General features: G+C 47.5%; 16 protein-coding genes. 7 read left to right on the top strand and 9 right to left on the bottom strand.

Going from position 1 to position 17,738, the window contains the following annotated elements:
* Positions 1–2: 2 nt before the first annotated feature.
* A complete protein-coding gene (locus tag ACYVI9_RS14550; RefSeq protein ID WP_460765691.1) occupies positions 3–131 on the top strand; it encodes a hypothetical protein in 129 nt (42 codons plus the stop codon).
* Entirely contained in the window at positions 128–1,849 is a 1,722-nt protein-coding gene (locus ACYVI9_RS14545; RefSeq protein ID WP_460765689.1) for a sodium:solute symporter family protein, read from the top strand. Before ACYVI9_RS14550 ends, ACYVI9_RS14545 begins: the two co-directional genes overlap by 4 nt.
* Before the next feature lie 7 nt (positions 1,850–1,856).
* On the opposite strand, the gene ACYVI9_RS14540 is transcribed toward ACYVI9_RS14545, so the two are convergent.
* Positions 1,857–2,540, bottom strand: a complete 684-nt coding sequence (locus ACYVI9_RS14540; protein WP_460765686.1) for a M15 family metallopeptidase — start codon at positions 2,538–2,540, stop codon at positions 1,857–1,859.
* Between the two features lie 253 nt (positions 2,541–2,793).
* On the opposite strand from ACYVI9_RS14540, the gene ACYVI9_RS14535 reads away from it, so the two are divergent.
* The gene (locus ACYVI9_RS14535; RefSeq protein WP_460765683.1) at positions 2,794–4,701 is read left to right on the top strand and encodes a beta-N-acetylhexosaminidase; all 1,908 of its coding nucleotides are present in this window, start codon (positions 2,794–2,796) and stop codon (positions 4,699–4,701) included.
* A gap of 21 nt (positions 4,702–4,722) precedes the next feature.
* Here ACYVI9_RS14535 and ACYVI9_RS14530 read toward each other — a convergent pair whose 3' ends face one another.
* From ACYVI9_RS14530 to ACYVI9_RS14500, 7 genes are all read right to left on the bottom strand, one after another.
* The gene (locus tag ACYVI9_RS14530) at positions 4,723–5,118 is read right to left on the bottom strand and encodes a cupin domain-containing protein (protein ID WP_460765680.1); all 396 of its coding nucleotides are present in this window, start codon (positions 5,116–5,118) and stop codon (positions 4,723–4,725) included.
* An 18-nt stretch (positions 5,119–5,136) separates the two neighbouring features.
* Complete coding sequence (locus ACYVI9_RS14525; RefSeq protein ID WP_460765677.1) at positions 5,137–5,508, bottom strand: co-chaperone GroES; 372 nt, start codon at positions 5,506–5,508, stop codon at positions 5,137–5,139.
* Between the two features lie 404 nt (positions 5,509–5,912).
* Positions 5,913–6,563 carry a sigma-70 family RNA polymerase sigma factor gene (locus tag ACYVI9_RS14520; protein WP_460765674.1) on the bottom strand — a complete coding sequence of 217 codons (651 nt, stop codon included), beginning with the start codon at positions 6,561–6,563 and terminating at the stop codon, positions 5,913–5,915.
* A 4-nt stretch (positions 6,564–6,567) separates the two neighbouring features.
* Entirely contained in the window at positions 6,568–6,951 is a 384-nt protein-coding gene (locus tag ACYVI9_RS14515; RefSeq protein ID WP_460765672.1) for a hypothetical protein, read from the bottom strand.
* A 499-nt stretch (positions 6,952–7,450) separates the two neighbouring features.
* Positions 7,451–9,199 (bottom strand): M56 family metallopeptidase, encoded by a 1,749-nt coding sequence (locus ACYVI9_RS14510; RefSeq protein WP_460765668.1) that lies wholly within the window; start codon positions 9,197–9,199, stop codon positions 7,451–7,453.
* Between the two features lie 2 nt (positions 9,200–9,201).
* Complete coding sequence (locus ACYVI9_RS14505; protein WP_460765666.1) at positions 9,202–9,600, bottom strand: BlaI/MecI/CopY family transcriptional regulator; 399 nt, start codon at positions 9,598–9,600, stop codon at positions 9,202–9,204.
* 73 nt (positions 9,601–9,673) lie between these two features.
* Complete coding sequence (locus ACYVI9_RS14500; RefSeq protein ID WP_460765663.1) at positions 9,674–10,543, bottom strand: transglutaminase family protein; 870 nt, start codon at positions 10,541–10,543, stop codon at positions 9,674–9,676.
* A 181-nt stretch (positions 10,544–10,724) separates the two neighbouring features.
* Here ACYVI9_RS14500 and serC point away from each other — a divergent pair, with 181 nt between their 5' ends.
* Both serC and ACYVI9_RS14490 read left to right on the top strand, forming a co-directional pair.
* Positions 10,725–11,807: a 3-phosphoserine/phosphohydroxythreonine transaminase gene (gene serC, locus ACYVI9_RS14495; RefSeq protein WP_460765660.1), complete on the top strand. Its 1,083-nt coding sequence runs from the start codon at positions 10,725–10,727 to the stop codon at positions 11,805–11,807.
* Positions 11,808–11,857: 50 nt separating this feature from the next.
* Positions 11,858–13,015: a phosphoglycerate dehydrogenase gene (locus tag ACYVI9_RS14490; RefSeq protein ID WP_460765657.1), complete on the top strand. Its 1,158-nt coding sequence runs from the start codon at positions 11,858–11,860 to the stop codon at positions 13,013–13,015.
* Between the two features lie 225 nt (positions 13,016–13,240).
* On the opposite strand, the gene sucC is transcribed toward ACYVI9_RS14490, so the two are convergent.
* The gene (gene sucC, locus ACYVI9_RS14485) at positions 13,241–14,452 is read right to left on the bottom strand and encodes an ADP-forming succinate--CoA ligase subunit beta (protein ID WP_460765654.1); all 1,212 of its coding nucleotides are present in this window, start codon (positions 14,450–14,452) and stop codon (positions 13,241–13,243) included.
* A 284-nt stretch (positions 14,453–14,736) separates the two neighbouring features.
* Here sucC and ACYVI9_RS14480 point away from each other — a divergent pair, with 284 nt between their 5' ends.
* Positions 14,737–15,561, top strand: a complete 825-nt coding sequence (locus tag ACYVI9_RS14480) for a purine-nucleoside phosphorylase (protein ID WP_460765651.1) — start codon at positions 14,737–14,739, stop codon at positions 15,559–15,561.
* Between the two features lie 10 nt (positions 15,562–15,571).
* A complete protein-coding gene (locus ACYVI9_RS14475) occupies positions 15,572–17,593 on the top strand; it encodes a putative porin (protein WP_460765648.1) in 2,022 nt (673 codons plus the stop codon).
* Positions 17,594–17,738: the final 145 nt, after the last annotated feature.

Below are 17,738 nucleotides of genomic sequence, written 5' to 3'. Positions count from 1 at the left end.
CCATGGAAGAACAACAAGATGACCAGCGACCACCTTTGTTCCGGTCCTGGAGCAGTTGGTACTGGTTGGTGATTGCCAGTCTGGTCCTTTGGATCAGTCTCTTTTATTATTTAACCGGCAAGTTGTCATGAAACCACTGGACTGGATTGTACTGGTGCTGACTTTACTTGTAATTATCATTTATGGTATTTATAAGAGCCGCAGTACCCGCGACCTGGACGGGTATTTTCTGTCCAATCGCAGCCTGCCCTGGTACATCATCCTGTTGAGTATTATCGGCACCCAGGCCAGTGCCGTTACCTTTCTTTCAGCGCCCGGGCAGGCTTATACCGACGGCATGCGCTTTGTACAGTATTATTTTGGACTGCCACTGGCTGCCATAGTAATTTGTATTTCCTTTCTGCCCGTATTTTCAAAATTGAAGGTTTACACCGCCTACGAATTTCTGGAAAAGCGGTTTAACGGCAGGGTCCGGACCTTTACATCGCTGCTCTTTCTGATACAGCGGGGGATTTCCACGGGCATCAGTATCTATGCGCCTTCCATCATCCTATCGGTATTATTCGGCTGGAATATTTACCTGACCAATATACTGATGGGCGGCCTGTTAATTATTTACACGGTTTCTGGAGGCGCCCGGGCCGTCGCCTATACCCAGCAACTGCAGTTTGTCATAATCATGGCAGCCCTTTTTCTGGCGGGTTATTATATCGTTCGTCACCTGCCCGGGCAGGTCAGTTTTACAGAAGCTGTCAAAGTGGGCGGGAAAATGGGTAAATTCAATGTCATAACCACCGGTTTTGAAAACGGAAGTTTTGACTGGGGAGACCGCTACAATATTTTCAGCGGGATCATCGGCGGATTCTTTCTACTGTTGTCTTATTTTGGCGCGGATCAGTCCCAGGTGGGGCGTTATCTTACCGGTAAATCCCTGCGGGAAAGCAGGATGGGGCTGTTGATGAACGGCGTTGTAAAAATACCGATGCAGTTTCTGATCCTGTTGCTGGGGGTACTGGTCTTCACTTTTTATCAGTTCTTCAGTGCGCCGGCATTTTTTAACCGGTTTGAACTCGAACGCCTGGAACAATCCCCCTACAGCGGACAACTTGCCAACCTGGAACAGCAGCTGGATGCGATTGAGGCCGAAAAGCTGGTCTATTTGAATGACTATGTCGAGAATGGCTCAGCAACCGCCGTAGCCCGGATGCGGGAGTTGCAAACCAGCGTGGACGGCATCAGGGCCAGCGTTAAAGAACTGGTTAAAGCAAATGGTGGCGACGCCAATGATACCAATTATATATTTCTGCGTTTTGTAACCGACTACCTGCCTACTGGCCTGGTGGGTCTGGTTATCGCGATGATCTTTCTGGCCAGTTGGGGCAGTATTGCTGCAGCCATCAATTCCCTGGCTTCCAGCACCATGGTGGATTTTCACCGACGCTACAGACCGGGGGAACATCCGGATCGGGAGTTCCGGCTATCGCGATTATATACCCTGCTATGGGGTGTATTTTGTATTATCGCTGCCATGCTGGTATCCAACAGGGCCAACAGCCTGATTGAAGCAGTAAATAAACTGGGTTCGCTTTTTTATGGAACCATTCTGGGCGTTTTTCTGGTGGCCTTTTATGCGAAAAAAGTTCAGGGGAAAGCCTGTTTCCTGGCGGCGGTAATTACGGAGGGCCTTATCATTGCCTTATTTCTGGCCAGCGAACTTAAATGGATTGCGCTCGGATTTTTGTGGCTGAATGTGATCGGTGCACTACTGGTATGGCTGATTGCCCTCCTGCTGCAATATTTGTTTTTTAAACCAACTACTGCAAGACCGACAACCGATAGCACAACTTAGTATCGTCTCATTTGCGGAATTTTTTAAAAGGGATATCGAGTATATCCGGCGGGGGTGTCATACGATAGGTATAATGCCACCATTCTGTTTCCAAAGCCTTAAAACCGAAGGATTCCATGGTAGTTTTCAGTAGCTGCCGATTGCTTAATATGCTGTCCGGAAGCGCCCTAAAATTATGGTGGGCACTATCGGTAAAATTATCAAATCCGGTACCCATGGGCAGTTCCGCTCCGGTTTTCAGATCGATCAGTGTCAGGTCAACGGCTGTGCCCCGGTTGTGATTGCTGCCATGGGCAGGATTAGCAACATAGAGACTGTTGGGCAGCAATTGCCAGAAAGCCAGGCTCACGGACCAGGGGCGGTATGCATCAAAGATTTTAAGACCCAGTCCCTTTTTGCCAATTGTCTCCTGAATACGGGCAATAGCAGCTGCAGCCGGCTGGCGCATATAGGTCTTTTGGGTTGCCGGCCGGTACATCTGGCGATGCATAAAATTATGAATAGTGGCATACCTGAAATCGTAGACGATGCCGGGTGCCAGGGATTTTAGTTCGGTCATTTTCATCTGCGGTTGGGTCATTACCGTTTTCAGGTATTTGCGGTAACTACGGATTCTGTCCGGACCCTCGGTCTGAGCGACGGAACTGTGACCGATTAGAACCACCAGTAGGAGCAAGCTGTAAGATTTCATAGTAGGGTAATTGATGACGGGCATAAAAATACAAAAAGCAGGCAATTGACTACTTTAAGCCCGATCCGGGATGCAATGCAATTTAAATGCTCAGGAGAATTGAATGAAAGGCAACTGATCGTTCCCGTTTCAGGCCCAAAGCCCGAAAGGGATTTTTATCCGGTTCCCGACCGCTGGACAGCCATTGTATGCGGTGCTATTGGCGTAAAATCAGTATCTTCAAAGCTTTGCAAATGCTTAAAATTCTTTCTATATGAAGACGATCTATTATTCACTGCTTGTTACACCCCTGCTTTGTATTGCCCTGCTGGCATCCGCTCAAAAAGCACCTGCCATAATACCGGAACCGGTATCCATTCAGCTGGGGGACGGGCACTTTCAATTGCCTGAACAGATTACTATCGCCGCAGATGGTGCAGGCAAACTGGCGACCAGTGTTGAATTGCTGACCCAACGTTTATCTGCGCCCACCGGTTTCCAGGTGAAATCAGGTCCGGCTGCTCACGCACAGATCCTGCTGGAACTGAATAAAACAACCGACAATCAGTTGGGAAAGGAGGGATACCGGCTCCTGGTCGATAAGGATAAAATTACCGTCCGTGCCAACCAGCCGGCCGGCATCTATTATGGGGTCCAGAGTCTGCTACAACTCTTGCCACCACAGATACAAAGCGAAAAGAAAGTAAAACAACGGAACTGGAATATTCCGGCAGTGGAAATCCTGGACTATCCGAAAGTAGGTTGGCGCGGTCTGATGCTGGACGTGTCGCGACATTTCTTTACCCTGGATGAAGTAAAACAGTATATCGATGCCATGGTGCAGTATAAATACAATCGCCTGCATTTTCATCTGACAGACGATGAGGGCTGGAGACTGGAAATCAAGAGCCTGCCAAAGTTGACTGAGGTAGGTGCCTGGAGGGTCAACAAGACGGGTACTTTCGGTAATTTTTCTAAGCCCTTACCGGATGAGCCCAAGGATTATGGTGGATTCTATACCCAGGATCAGATCCGGGAGCTGATTCGGTATGCCAAGGAGCGATTTGTCGAGATCGTACCCGAGATAGATGTGCCCGGTCACAGTCTGGCAGCCATAGCGGCTTATCCGGAACTTTCCTGCACACCAGGTGCCGACCAGTACAATGTACGTTCGGGCGAAGCGATTATGGACTGGTCCCATGGTGCGCCTCCTATCGCGCTGGTGGATAATACCCTTTGCCCGGCCAATGAGAAAGTATATCAGTTTATGGATAAAGTGATCACCGAAGTAGCGGCTTTGTTTCCCTTTGAATACATTCATCTGGGCGGTGACGAGGCACCCCATAATTTCTGGGAAAAGAATCCGCAGGTGCAGGCCCTGATGAAGAAAGAAAATCTTAAGACCATCCCACAGGTACAATCCTATTTTGAGAAACGTGTCGAGAAAATTGTACAAAAGAAAGGCAAGAAAATGATGGGCTGGGATGAACTGCTGGAAGGCGGCGTATCCTCCAGTACCGCAATCATGAGCTGGCGGGGCGAACAGGCGGGTATCGAAGCTTCCAATCAGCAACATTATGTAGTTATGAGTCCGACCAGCTTTGCCTATATTGACTATATGCAGGGCGATGCCTCCCTGGAAGCGCCGGTTTATGCGACACTGCGATTGAATAAGGCCTATCAGTTCAATCCGATTCCCAAAGGGGCGAACGCGAAGTATATCCTGGGCGGACAGGCCAATTTATGGACCGAGCAGATCTATAATATCCGTTATGCCGAGTACATGACCTGGCCAAGAGGTTTTGCCATCGCGGAATCTTTATGGTCACCTGAAAATAAAAAAGACTGGAACCATTTTGTAACCAAGACGGAACAACATTTTAAGCGGTTCCGTCAGGCAGGCATCAATTATGCACCTTCGATGTACGACCCGTCTGTTACGGTCAAAAAACTGGATTCCCTGCGCTATAGTGTAACGCTTACCCCGGAAATAGCGGGACTGGATATCCATTATAGTTTTGATAATTCACCGCCGGACAATTATTATCCCAAATACACCGAGCCGTTGCTCATACCCAAAGACGCTTCACGACTCAGAGTGATTACTTATAAGGGGGATCGTCGCGTCGGCAGGATGATGAACCTGGAAGTAAGCGACCTGAAAAAACGGGTGCGGCCATGATAATCCCGAAATTTCAGATCCTTATTCGGTTGTCGTACCGTCAAAATCTTCTTCGTTGTCCAGGGCTTCCTGACGGGTAGCCCGAACGATGCCATCCTTATGATGAGGAGGAGCGTAGAGGGTGTACATCCTTAAGGGATCGCTGCCTTTATTGACTACATTATGGCGGGCGCCTGCGGGTATGATGACGGCATCGCCGTCCTTGACTTCAAACTCATTGCCATCGATGAGCACGATACCGGTTCCAGCTTCAAACCGAAAAAACTGATCGTTTTCGTCATGAACCTCTTCGCCAATTTCAGAACCAGGCTCAATGGTCATTAGTACCAGTTGCAGATGCTTGCCGGTATATAGTACATGTCTGAAATCGCTGTTTTCGACGGTTAATTTTTCAATGTTCCCTCTGAATCCTTTCATGATATAGCATTTTTGAGTTTACAGATCTTCTTCCCGCTCAAGCATCAGAATTGCCCCCTGCGGGACGATAAAAAACTTCTCTTTTTCATACTGTACTTCAGTGGCACCACTAATCAGAAAAATGGCCAGATCTCCTTCACGGGCCTGTAAGGGGACGTATTTTACCTGCTCTTCTTCTGTTTTCCAGACTTCATCTTCCACCGGTACCGGAATTGCATAACCCGGTCCGGTCTTGATCACATAGCCTTGTTGCACCTGTTCCTTTTCCTGTACCCCGGGAGGCAGGTAAAGGCCGGAGGCCGTTCTTTCGTCTGGTTTCAAGGGCTTGATCAATACCCGGTCGCCGATGACGATTAGTTTCTTGAACTTGTTGTCTGCGGTAATCTGCATAAAGTGAACTGAATTGACAAGTCAAATGTACCCAAATTTTTCTAATGTGTTTCCGGATAGACCAGCGGCCTCCGTTGCTGCAAATTAAAGTCTGGTTAGCTGGTTATTCGTTTACATTATCAAAACCTGTTCCAACTGCAGGTTTGATAATTAACTGATGTATTATCTACGGTCTTATCAAATGTTTTACAACCGTCTGCCTTTTATGCTTCTTCTCTTTCTTCATTCGATGGGCAAACTGAGTTTCTTCCTGATTCACGCCCTGTGCATCGGGCAACAGACTGAACTATCCCCAATCGAAATCTGGAGCGTGTTCCTGGGGATCAACCCAAAAGGTCTTTCAGTGGCAAATCGTCTATTACAATTGTTTTGGAAGCGGGATGTATTGAGTTTTCAATTCGGTCTTAACCAAGTTCATTAATTTTCTTCATTACGTTTTCTACGATTGGATCACAGTACACCAAATTGAAATCAAATAGTTCCCTGGCAGCATAAGCGGTCGCTAAATTTCTGCGTAACATGGTTTTGGCTCTGTTCAATCTGACTTTTACATTTGATTCGCTAATGTGTAATGTTTCGGCGGTTTCTGAAACGCTCAGTTCATTGATTTCACGGAGCGAGAAGACGATTCGATAGTCAAACGGAATTTTTACAAGTGCTTTTTCGATAATTTGCCCCAACTCGCGGTTTTGGACGCGCTTGTCGGTGCCCTCATTTTCATTACTAAACATCGGGGTTGCGCTTTCGTTTGCATCCTGCATAATTTCATTTTTAAAACTCGCCTTTTCACTTTTCCGATAACAGTTGTTCATCATTATCCGGATAATCCAGGTTTTAAAATTGGCGCGCCCTTCAAATTGCCGGAGATTTTTATACGCATCGATAAAGGTTTCCTGCATTAAATCCTGGGTGTCCTGGTGATTGTAATTATAGGACCTCCCGATTTTGTATAGATAGGGATTAAAGCGCCTGACAATAATTTCATAGAGCGCTTTTTGACCGTCAAGCACACGGCCGATGACTTCTGCTTCGGTAAAATTTTGATACTGGGCCATAACCTTATTCCAGGATTTTGGATAATTTTGCCATTGCTAAAGCTGCAATTGCCATGACCAGGTCACGTACTGCTACGTCAACATAATTGAAGCCGATCAATAAACTTAGCGCAATAAGGCCCAGCCATCCTGCTACGATATAGCCTCCAAGTTCGGATTTTTTCAGGACAATAATACCCGCGGCTATTTCTATAATACCTACAATCATCATGAAGGTCGAGCCAGAAAAGGGCAGGAGCCCGGCAATGGTGGGGTTTAAATACTGCTCCCAATCGGTAAGCAGGTTGGTGAATTTATCAGCGCCCGCGACAATGGGAACAATGACAAAACTGTACTTTAGAAGATTGAATGTTTGTTTCAGTGTCTGTTGTGAATTTTTTGCTTCCATTTTGTTTGTTTTTTAATTGTTAATTGCGTGTGTTTTACAAATCAGCCCTGATGCAGCCGGGAAGGAGATTATTTCCGTAAGCGCAGTAGGGGTTTTAACGACACCGGCTCTTCATCCAGGTACTTAAAAACTTTGGTCATGGTTTCGGATAGTTCATTTGCCGGGTATTTGGACTGCATGCCCCTTCTGTAAGGGGGAAGTCATGAACGATTAACATTTGTACCTGAACGCCATTATCTATCTATTAGAGTAGACGAAAAAAGGAAAGGTTACAAAAAATCTGAAAAAGGTTAAATCCGGTGAATTGCGAAAGCAGATTGGCCTACCGGTAGTAATTGTCGTCGGGTCACGTGTGTTGATTTTATGTGCGTACCTGGATGGTACATGACCCGTTTTAGCAGGTCAGCAGGCATGCGGGGGGAGTTAAGCGGCGCGGAACTGCAACGCAGCATATTGACGGCGGTTGAAACGGATTTCTGTTAACATGTGAAATAGGTTGCTAGAGCTCTACGATTTTCTGGCGGCGAAGGCTGTCCACCTGAACCAATTGCTGATGAACGACCGCTATTTTTTGGCTAAGCGTATCTACTTGCGTGGATGTTGTTTTCAGGGAATCACGACTGTTTTCCTGGTGCTGCTGCGCCGTTTTCCGGTCGCTGCGTAATTGCTCAAGGTCGGAGAGGTATTGATGATGCAGACTATCCAGACGTATCTCACCTAAGGCAACCACTAGATTCCTGTTGACTTTTTCCCAGTCAATTTCGTTGAAATGCGTCCGGAGCAGGGCCGTCGTTTCTTCAGACAATGCAGTAGACATACATGCTGAGATAAAAGAGGCCTTCAGGGCTGCCTTTTGCTGCGGGCTTACAGCATTACCCAGTGAAACGGCTATTTGTTTCCAGCGGGCTTCGGCGATCACCCTGCGGGCTGCCTGAAGACTTCGCTGTAATTGCTGTTCCTGTTGTGCGGACAATATCGGCGCTCCTGTCGCGGTATGGCTGATAAAACTAATAACTGCTGTTCCGGGTTCAGGAATTTCTCGGCCGGGCCATTGGGGTACTGGCGGCTTTTCGGTTTCCGTTGCCGGCGCCTGTTTGTTGGCGGAAGGTTCGGTCCTTGTCTTTTCCTGTGATGTAGCAGCCGCTGCCTTTTTCTTTTTTACGGTATGGACTACCGAAATCCTGGTGGCCTGTACCGGCAGTTCCACTGGCAGCATGGCGGTAGCGGGTACGGGTACCAGGTGAATTACCCGGGGTGGATGTTGGGCTAAAGTATCGGTAAAGGAACCATTATGTACCGGTTGATTCAGGTGCAGGCAAAGACAGCAAAGCAGCAGGCTGCTCAGTCCTGCCCCCCATATTTTGGATGCAGCCGGGCCCCTGCGTTGTCTTCTTCCCATGATCCATTCGATGCGGTGGTAGAGGGGAGAAGCATTCCCTGTGGCAGCTACAGCCAGCAATCCCTTCCCTGATATTTTCTCCCGAACCAGCTGCAGCAGGGTAGATGCGTACATATGGTTGTTATACTCAAATTGTAGGACCCAGTGGTCGGCAGCCTTCTCCCTTTCCAGGTGCTGTGTCCGGGTCAGCGCCCGGGCAAAGGGATTAAAATACAGCAGGGTCAGGGCGACCTGAGTTAAAAAATTAATCAGGTAATCATTGCGGCGGATATGGGCCAATTCGTGGAGTATAAGGGCTTCCAATTGCAAAGGACTTAGCTGTGTAATCAGGGAGACCGGCAACAGAATGACCGGGCGCAGACAGCCGAGTGTCAATGGCGAGCTCACCTGCGTAGACAGAAAAATCTGTACCCGGCGCTTAATCCCCAGGTAATTAGAAGCATTCAACAGAAATATCTTTAAATGTCCCGGCACCCGGCTGCGGCCGGTATACCGCAACTTGTATAATTGCCGGCTACCCTGAAACAACCTGGTTACGGGCAGGATCAGCAGTACCAGATACAGCAGCGCCGTATAGTTCAGGATGCGGCTCAATGCATCCACTCGCCAGAAAGCAAATTTCAGGCCCTGTTCCGGCTGACTGTACAGCGCCAAACAGAAACTGCCCGCGAAGGCCAACAGCCCGGTCATTAATGCTACAAAACTCAGGTTGCTGAGCGCGCCGGTGGAAATCTTCTTATGCAGCCGGCTGGTCAGGTTCACCAATAGCCATAAAAGTCCCATCTGCCAGAAACTGTTCAGTATGGCTGAGCCCAGGGCATAACCGATATGTTGCAAGCTATCGTTCATGTTCAGTCTTTCTTTTTAAGGCTGTCGATCATTGACTGTATTTCATCCAGTTCTTCATGGGAAACCTCGCTGTTACCCAGGGCCTGCAGTACCAGTTCTGAAGAGGAGCCGCCAAAGAGGTTGCGGATGAATTTATTCAGTAAAAACTTTTGTGTATGTTCTTTATTGGCCGATGCTTTATAGATATGCGTGCGAACGCTGGCGTCCCGGTGGACCAGTCCTTTATCATGCATAATCTGCATCAGTTTAAGCGTGGTTGTATAACCCACCTGTTTGGTTACGGTCAGTTGTTCGTGAACTTCCCTTACCGTCGCATTGCCACGGGCCCAGAGCACCTGTAAAATTTCCAGTTCGCTCTCCGTGGGTTTTAAGGATTTGGATTCCTGCATCATTAAAGGCATTTTTTGCAATTTACGATTTCCTTCGTAAGGAAAAGCTTCGGGATAGGGATTTTTAACAAATCCTTGCAGCCTATCAGCTTCTCAGGATTTCGACCAGTTCCTGTATTTCATCCAGCAGGTATTTTTTTGCGGGTGCCGAGAAACAAACCGAAAGGTCCAGCAGGAGATGCTCGATGACCTGTTTATTGCTGCGGGCTTTGAAGAATTCAGGCTGCACTGGAATTTCAGATCGGTTGAGATAATTATGCAGATCGTTGTGGGTAAAAGGCTGTCCCGAAGTCGGATCGATAAAGAATTCTATATTCAGGTGCAGTTTTTCAGGCGCTGCCAACGCTTCGGGCTTAAAAAAACCAAGTACGAACTGACCAGGTACCGGAATCAATCGTATCGGAATATCCAGCAACTCGCTCAGCAGCAGATATAATACGCCGTTGCCGCTCTGATTGCCTTTTTTGGATTCCAGGATATGGGGAATCAGGAACAGATTGGGTTTCTCGGGATCCGTGGGCTGCCCCTTCAGTCCGAAATAATTGTACAGGATACTGTTGATGACATTCACCTGTTCGAGTGGTGTGAGATAATTGTTGATCTCAATCCAGATATTGCGTCGTAAACGGTCGATGTCCTGGATCACTTTGGCTGAATGCAGATCAGGATACATGAATTTGGCTACCAGCAAAGTGGCGGGTACCAGCTCGTGGTGTGCGGAATGTGACCATTGAATAAAATCTTCTTTGAGTGCTGTGAAATGTAACCGGTGGATTAGCGATTCAATGCGCTCCTGGATTTCGCCATCGATGGTTTGTTCCCAGAGACCTTCCAGGTCGGGTATCATAGGGGTGCCGTAAGCGATAATGCGGTTGCAAACGGCTTCATAAACTTCCTGATCCGGATCTTCAATCAGGCTCAGCAAAGCGGCGACTTCTTTCGGAGCGGGATTCATTCAGACAAAAATAAGATTTTCGGGCTTCCGGGCAGACTAACGGCTGTTGGTTTAGGGTTACTGAAACCTGCCGATTTATGCACCGGTTGTGCATAACCCGCTAAAAAAGGACAGCGCATGATGGTTTATAGAGCCGATAAGGTTAAATTTGCGCCTCTGTTAATTAAACCAACATTATATAATGGAAAGAGTTTACAATTTTTCTGCAGGTCCCTCTGCATTGCCCGAAGCCGTTTTAAGAAAAGCTCAAAGTGAATTACTGAATTACGGAACTACCGGAATGAGTGTGATGGAGATGAGCCACCGATCGAAGGATTTTATGGGCATAAAGGATGCAGCTGAAGCAACGCTGCGGGAGCTGATGCATATTCCTGAAAACTACAAAGTACTGTTTTTACAGGGTGGTGCTTCTTCTCAGTTCGCAATGGTACCGCTGAACCTGATGAATAAGAATAAAAAGGCGGATTTTGTGAATACCGGTACCTGGTCAAAAAAAGCGATCAAGGAAGCCAAGCGTTATGGAACGGTGAATGTGGTTGGTTCTTCCGAAGACCAGCTCTTCAATTATATTCCACAACTGGATACCGCTTCTTTTGACAAGGATGCAGATTACTTCCATATCACCACCAATAATACCATTTACGGAACCCGTTACCCTGAACTGCCGGATACAGGTGCGGTGCCTCTGGTTGGTGATATGTCTTCAGACATCCTTTCCAAAAATTATGATGTTTCCCGTTTTGGTCTAATCTATGCGGGCGCGCAGAAGAACCTGGGTCCTGCGGGTGTCACGGTTGTCATCATACGTGAAGACCTGGCTGGTAACGCCATGGAGATTACGCCGACCATGTTTAACTATAAAGAACATATTGATGCCGACGGCATGTACAATACACCGCCTACTTTCGGTATTTATCTGATGGGTCTGGTGCTGAGCTGGGTGAAAGAACAGGGAGGTGTGGACGCCATGGAAAAAATAAATAATGAAAAAGCCGCCACTTTGTACAATTACCTGGATGGGTCTTCATTGTTTAAAAGCACGGTAAAAGGTGCTGACCGTTCCATTATGAATGTGCCCTTTGTTACTGGTAATGAAGAACTGGATGCTAAGTTTATCAAAGAAGCGGCAGGTGCCGGTTTTGTACAGCTCAAAGGCCACCGTTCCGTCGGTGGTATGCGCGCAAGTATCTACAATGCGATATCTCAGGAAGGCGTACAGCAACTGGTAAATTTCATGAAGCAATTTGAACTGGATAATAAATAATCCAGCCTGACGATGTTTGCCCTTTCTGTCATACACATAAAACACAAAAAATGAGTTATAAGATTAAAACCCTGAATAAAATTGCCAAATCAGGGTTGGAAAAGTTCGGAGAAGGATATGAAGTTATAGATGATACAGCGGCACCTGATGCGATATTGCTGAGAAGTGCTTCCATGCATGAAATGGAGTTTCCCGAGTCCCTGCTGAGTATTGCCCGTGCGGGGGCCGGTGTCAATAATATTCCTATCGATAAATGCGCGGAAAAAGGGATTGTGGTGTTTAACACACCCGGTGCCAATGCCAATGCAGTTAAGGAGCTGGTCATTGCTTCGATGCTGATCTCTTCCAGAAAAATCGTTGACGGTATCAACTGGACCAACGGCCTGAAAGAAAATGTAGCCAAAGAAGTAGAAAAAGGGAAATCTCAGTTTGTAGGCCCCGAAATAGAAGGCAAAACGCTGGGCGTTATTGGCCTGGGTGCTATTGGGGTACTGATCGCCAATGCAGCCGCCGGTCTGGGCATGGAAGTGCTGGGTTACGATCCGTATATTTCAGTAGATGCAGCCTGGGGACTTTCCAGAGCGGTACGTAAGGCCAACGACCTGAAGACAATTTATGAGAACGCCGACTATATTACCCTGCATGTGCCTTATAATTCGGAAACCAAAGGCACGCTCAATAAGGAAGCCTTTGCGCAAATGAAAGATGGCGTCCGGATCATCAATCTGTCCAGAGGTGAACTGATTGTCGATGCCGATATCCTGGAAGCCATCGCCGCCGGAAAAGTCGGTACTTACGTGACGGATTTTCCAAACGAACAGATGATTAACCAGAAAGGCGTCATTGCAGTGCCGCACCTGGGTGCTTCCACTCCTGAGTCTGAAGACAATTGCGCTGAAATGGCCGCCCGTCAGACCAAGAACTATCTGGAAACAGGGAATATCAAGAATTCCGTGAACTTCCCGAATTGTGCCCTGGCATATGGCGGTGGCGCCCGGATTACCATTGCACATAAAAATATCCCGAATATGCTGGGCCAGATTTCTACCGCGCTGGCAGAAAGTCATGTCAACATCAAAGACATGATCAATAAGAGCCGCGGCGACTATGCTTATACCATTGCTGATATTGAATCGCCTGTAGGTGAAGACGTACTGGCAAAAATAAAAGGCATCGAAGGCGTATTGAAACTGCGCGTTATCGGTTAACAGATTTCAATTTTATTTCCATATAGGAAACCAACGCCGGCAAGTTCTTGCCGGCGTTGCTGTTTTTAGCCTGCGATCCCGAAAAAAAGGGCATTAAATCAGTTTTAGATTCTATTTAGCACTTGTTGATGGACGGATTTGCAATTCTGCCAGGCAGCCCCGTACAAAAAAATACCCGTCGGAGCGGCGGGTAGTATATCTTGTTTCAAATTTGAAAAGCTTATTTTAGGCAACGGCTGCTTTCACCAGGTCGGCGGCTTCACTCAGCAAGATCGCAGACTGTACTTTCAGACCACTTTCATCTATGAGTTTTTTCGCTTCTGCAGCATTCGTTCCCTGCAGGCGAACAATAATCGGGATATTGATATCCCCCAGATTATTATAAGCTTCAATCACGCCCGCAGCGACACGGTCACAACGGACGATACCGCCAAAGATATTGATCAGGATGGCTTTTACTGCCGGATCTTTCAAGATGATCTTAAAACCGGCTTCCACCGTTTGTGCATTGGCCGTACCGCCCACATCCAGGAAGTTGGCGGGTTCACCTCCGCTGAGTTTGATCATGTCCATAGTAGCCATGGCCAGTCCGGCACCGTTTACCATACAACCTACATTGCCGTCCAGTTTCACAAAGTTTAAGTTGTATTTGCCTGCTTCCACTTCTGTGGGGTCTTCTTCCGTAATATCACGGAGGGCAGCCAGGTCAGCATGGCGGATGCTGGCATTATCATCCAGATTCATTTTACAGTCAACGGCAATAATTTTGTCATCAGCTGCTTTGAACAAGGGATTAATTTCCAACATGCTGCAATCCAGTCCTACATAGGCATTGTATAAATTGGTCACAAATTTGACGCAGTTTTTGAAACCTTCTCCTTTCAGGCCCAGGTTAAAGGCGATTTTGCGTGCCTGGAAGGGCAGCAGACCACCAGAAGGGTGTACCCACTCCTTAAAAATTTTCTCGGGACTGTCATGAGCGACATCTTCGATATTCATTCCACCTTCCGTACTGTACATGATTACATTCTCGCCTTTGCTTCTGTCCAGCAGGATGGAGAGGTAAAATTCCTGACGTTCTGAAGGTCCGTCATAGTACATATCCTGGGCGACATAAATCTTATTGACGACTTTTCCTGCAGGACCGGTTTGAACCGTGACCAGCGTACCACCCAATATAGCCTGGGAAATCTCAGCAACTTCTTCCAGGGACTTCACGACTTTCACGCCATTCGTGCCATTTTCCTTGATGGCACCCTTACCGCGTCCACCGGCATGGATCTGCGCTTTGATAACGGCGAACTTACTGCCGGAATCAGTCTTGATTTTTCGGTAAGCCTCTTCGGCTTCCTGAACAGAACTACACGCATAACCTTCCTGTACCGGAACATTATATTTTTTTAATAACTCTTTGGCCTGATATTCATGAAGATTCATTGTAAAACTTTTGCCGCGAAGATAAGAGAATTTGAGATTTAAGGCGGCCTATAATCCCGGCGATTCCCGAAAAATCAATACTTACAGACGAAAAAAGTTTAATTTTTTATACCGATGTGTTTAACCTTTGCTTCAAGGCGACTTTCGGGTATCGAGATACTGGCCGATGTCATGGCCGGGCTGTCGGCAGGCGGGAAAGCAGACCTTATCAAGGCCTTAACTTTTTTTGAAGTTTCAGGCAGCAGGGCTTTCGTTATATTTGCTCACTTAATGAATGCTATACAATGGCGCAGGAACTAATCGAACGTGTACTGGAAACCACGGCCTATCTGAAGGCGCAATCGTCACTGGAACCGCAGGTAGCCATTGTGCTGGGAAGCGGACTGGGAGATTTTGCCCGCCAGATTGATATTGAGCAGGAAGTGGCCTACCATGATATTCCCAATTTTCCGGTTTCTACCGTACAGGGACATTCCGGAAAGCTGATTTTCGGAAGGGTCTCCGGTAAGCCGGTAGTGGCTATGAGCGGACGTTTCCACTATTATGAAGGCTATAGTCCGCAGGAAGTGGTTTTTCCCATCCGGGTATTCAAACAGCTGGGGGTGCAGACGCTGTTGCTGAGCAATGCCGCTGGTGCCGTCCATCCGGATTTCAGGATCGGAGACATCATGATCATCAATGATCATATCAGTTTCGGAACACCCAATCCGCTGATCGGTAAAAATGTGGAGGAGTGGGGACCCCGTTTTCCGGATATGAGCGAGCCGTACAAAAAAGACCTGATCCGGAAAGCCCTGGACCTGGGCAGACAATTGCAGATTCCGTTGCAACAGGGTGTGTATTTTGCCGTGACCGGACCCACTTTTGAAACCCGTGCAGAATACCGGCTGATCAAAATTGTAGGTGCAGATGTGGTGGGTATGAGTACGGTCCAGGAATGCATTGTTGCCAACCATATGGGCATGCAGGTTTTTGCAGCCAGTGTCGTTACGGATCTGGGTATTCGGGAGCAGGACAATACAATTACCCACGAGGAAGTGCTGGAAGCCGCCAATGCTGCGGCACCCCGGCTGGCACGGATATTTTCGGAACTGATCAAAATCATATAATAAGCGCTTCATGAGGGCAGTTTTAGTTTTGGTAGGGATCATGATGCTGGCTACGGTAACCCGGGCCCAGAATCCTATCCGCAGTGTGGGTGATCGCTTCAGCGGCATCAAGAATGCGGGTAGCGGTAGTGATTCCCTGGGCAAGCGCGACAAATTTGAGGATTCCATAACGATCACGTACCGGCTGCTGGATACCGCCCGGGCCTACAGATTGGATTCTTCGATCGGCGACTTCTCCATTAAATACCCGATTCCGGCGGATCATTATTATTTAGGCAATACCGGTAACCCCACACAGTCTTTTCTATTTGAGCCGGCCCTGCGCTCAGGTTGGGATGCCGGTTTTCATTCCCTGGATGTCTATAAGTTCACTGTCGACAAGGCCCGGTTTTATACCGTGACCCGACCTTATTCTGAAATCACTTACCTGCTGGGAACCCGTGCCGAACAGTATATTGAACTGATGCATACCCAGAATAGGTCTCCCAACTGGAACATCGCCCTGCGTTACCGTATGATCAGTGCCCCCGGCATCTATAAAAGCCAGAAAGCCGCCCATAGCAACTACTTAATTACGAACTGGGTGCATTCCACCAATAAGCGGTATAACAACTACTTTATCATTGCAGCCAATACCCTTCGGAACTCCGAGAACGGAGGTATTGATACTTCGGAGAACTATCTGGACAATCCCAACTATGATGACCGGTATTCGATCCCGACCAAAATCGGAGGAGATGAAGCCTATAGCCGGAACTTTTTCAATACCGACATCAAAACCGGGAACCGCTATACAGATTTTAATATACTGATGCGACAGCAATTCGATCTGGGACGAAAAGATTCGATCGTTACTGACAGCGCTTCCATTCCGCTGTTTTTCCCACGGGTGCGGCTGGAACATACCATTCGCTACAGTAAATATAAATTCAATTATATCGATGCGTCCCCTGACCCGGCCTATTATCAGAACTATTATAATATGGATCTGGCAACCAGTAGTGACAGCCTGCAAAAACTGGACAGTTGGAAGGAGCTGGTGAATGATTTTTCGATTTATACTTTTCCGGATGAAAAAAATACCCAGCAGTTTGTCAAACTGGGCGTGGCCATGCAAAACCTCACCGGGCATTTTTATGGTACCGATACCGCCTCCTACAGCGGCGTGAATATATATGGACATGCGGAATACCGCAACCGCACCAAGAATCAGAAATGGGATATGCTGGCCAGCGGTAAATTATATTTTGCAGGGATGAACCTGGGAGATTATGATGCGGCTGCCAGCCTGCAGCGATCCCTGGGCAAAAAAGTAGGAACCCTTAAGCTCGGTTTTGAGAATGTTAACCGGACACCTTCCTATATTACCAACCCCAATAGTGCCTTTTACCTGGATCCGGAACTCAAGGATCTGAAAAAGGAAAATAACACCCATCTCTACGCCAATATCTACCAGCCGCTGATAAAGCTGGGGCTGAGCGGTCATTACTACCTGGTTAGTAATTATGTTTATTATACAGATTTTTACAAGCTGCAGCAATACAGTTCCCTGTTCAACGTGCTGCAGATAGCCGCCAGCAAGGTTTTTGCCGTAGGGCGGCACAAGCAGTGGCGTTGGTATGCCGATGTCTATTTTCAGCAGGTGCTGGGTGGTGCCCCGGTTAATATTCCCACCATTTTTACCCGTAACCGGCTGGGGTATGAAGGGAACCTGGGCTTTAACAAGTTAAACATTGCCTTTGGTTTTGATACCCGTTACCGTACTGATTTCAAGGGTAATAATTACTCGCCGGTACTGGGCCAGTTCTTCTATCAGGACAGCACCAATGTTCATTATAATCTGCCGGATATTGCCGCCTATGTACATTTCCGGATTAATTCATTCCGGGCTTTCCTGCGGGCAGAAAACCTCAATACTTACCGCAACCTGAATGGCAACTGGGGCTTTACCAATAATAATTTTGCCGCCCCCGAATATCCGTATCCGGGCCTGATGATCCGTTTTGGCGTGTATTGGGGTTTTGTGAACTAGCCAGCTGTATTTTGTCTTTCCCCGAAAATGCGGTGGGGTATGGTTGTTAGATTCAGATCGATTTCAGGCATACCCGTTATATTTGGTGCTGTATGGCAGGGGAGCTATGCCGGTTATTTTCCTGAACACTTCCCCGAATGCCTTT

Source organism: Niabella terrae, assembly GCF_054783135.1.
This window is presented reverse-complemented; position numbering and strand designations above follow the sequence as displayed.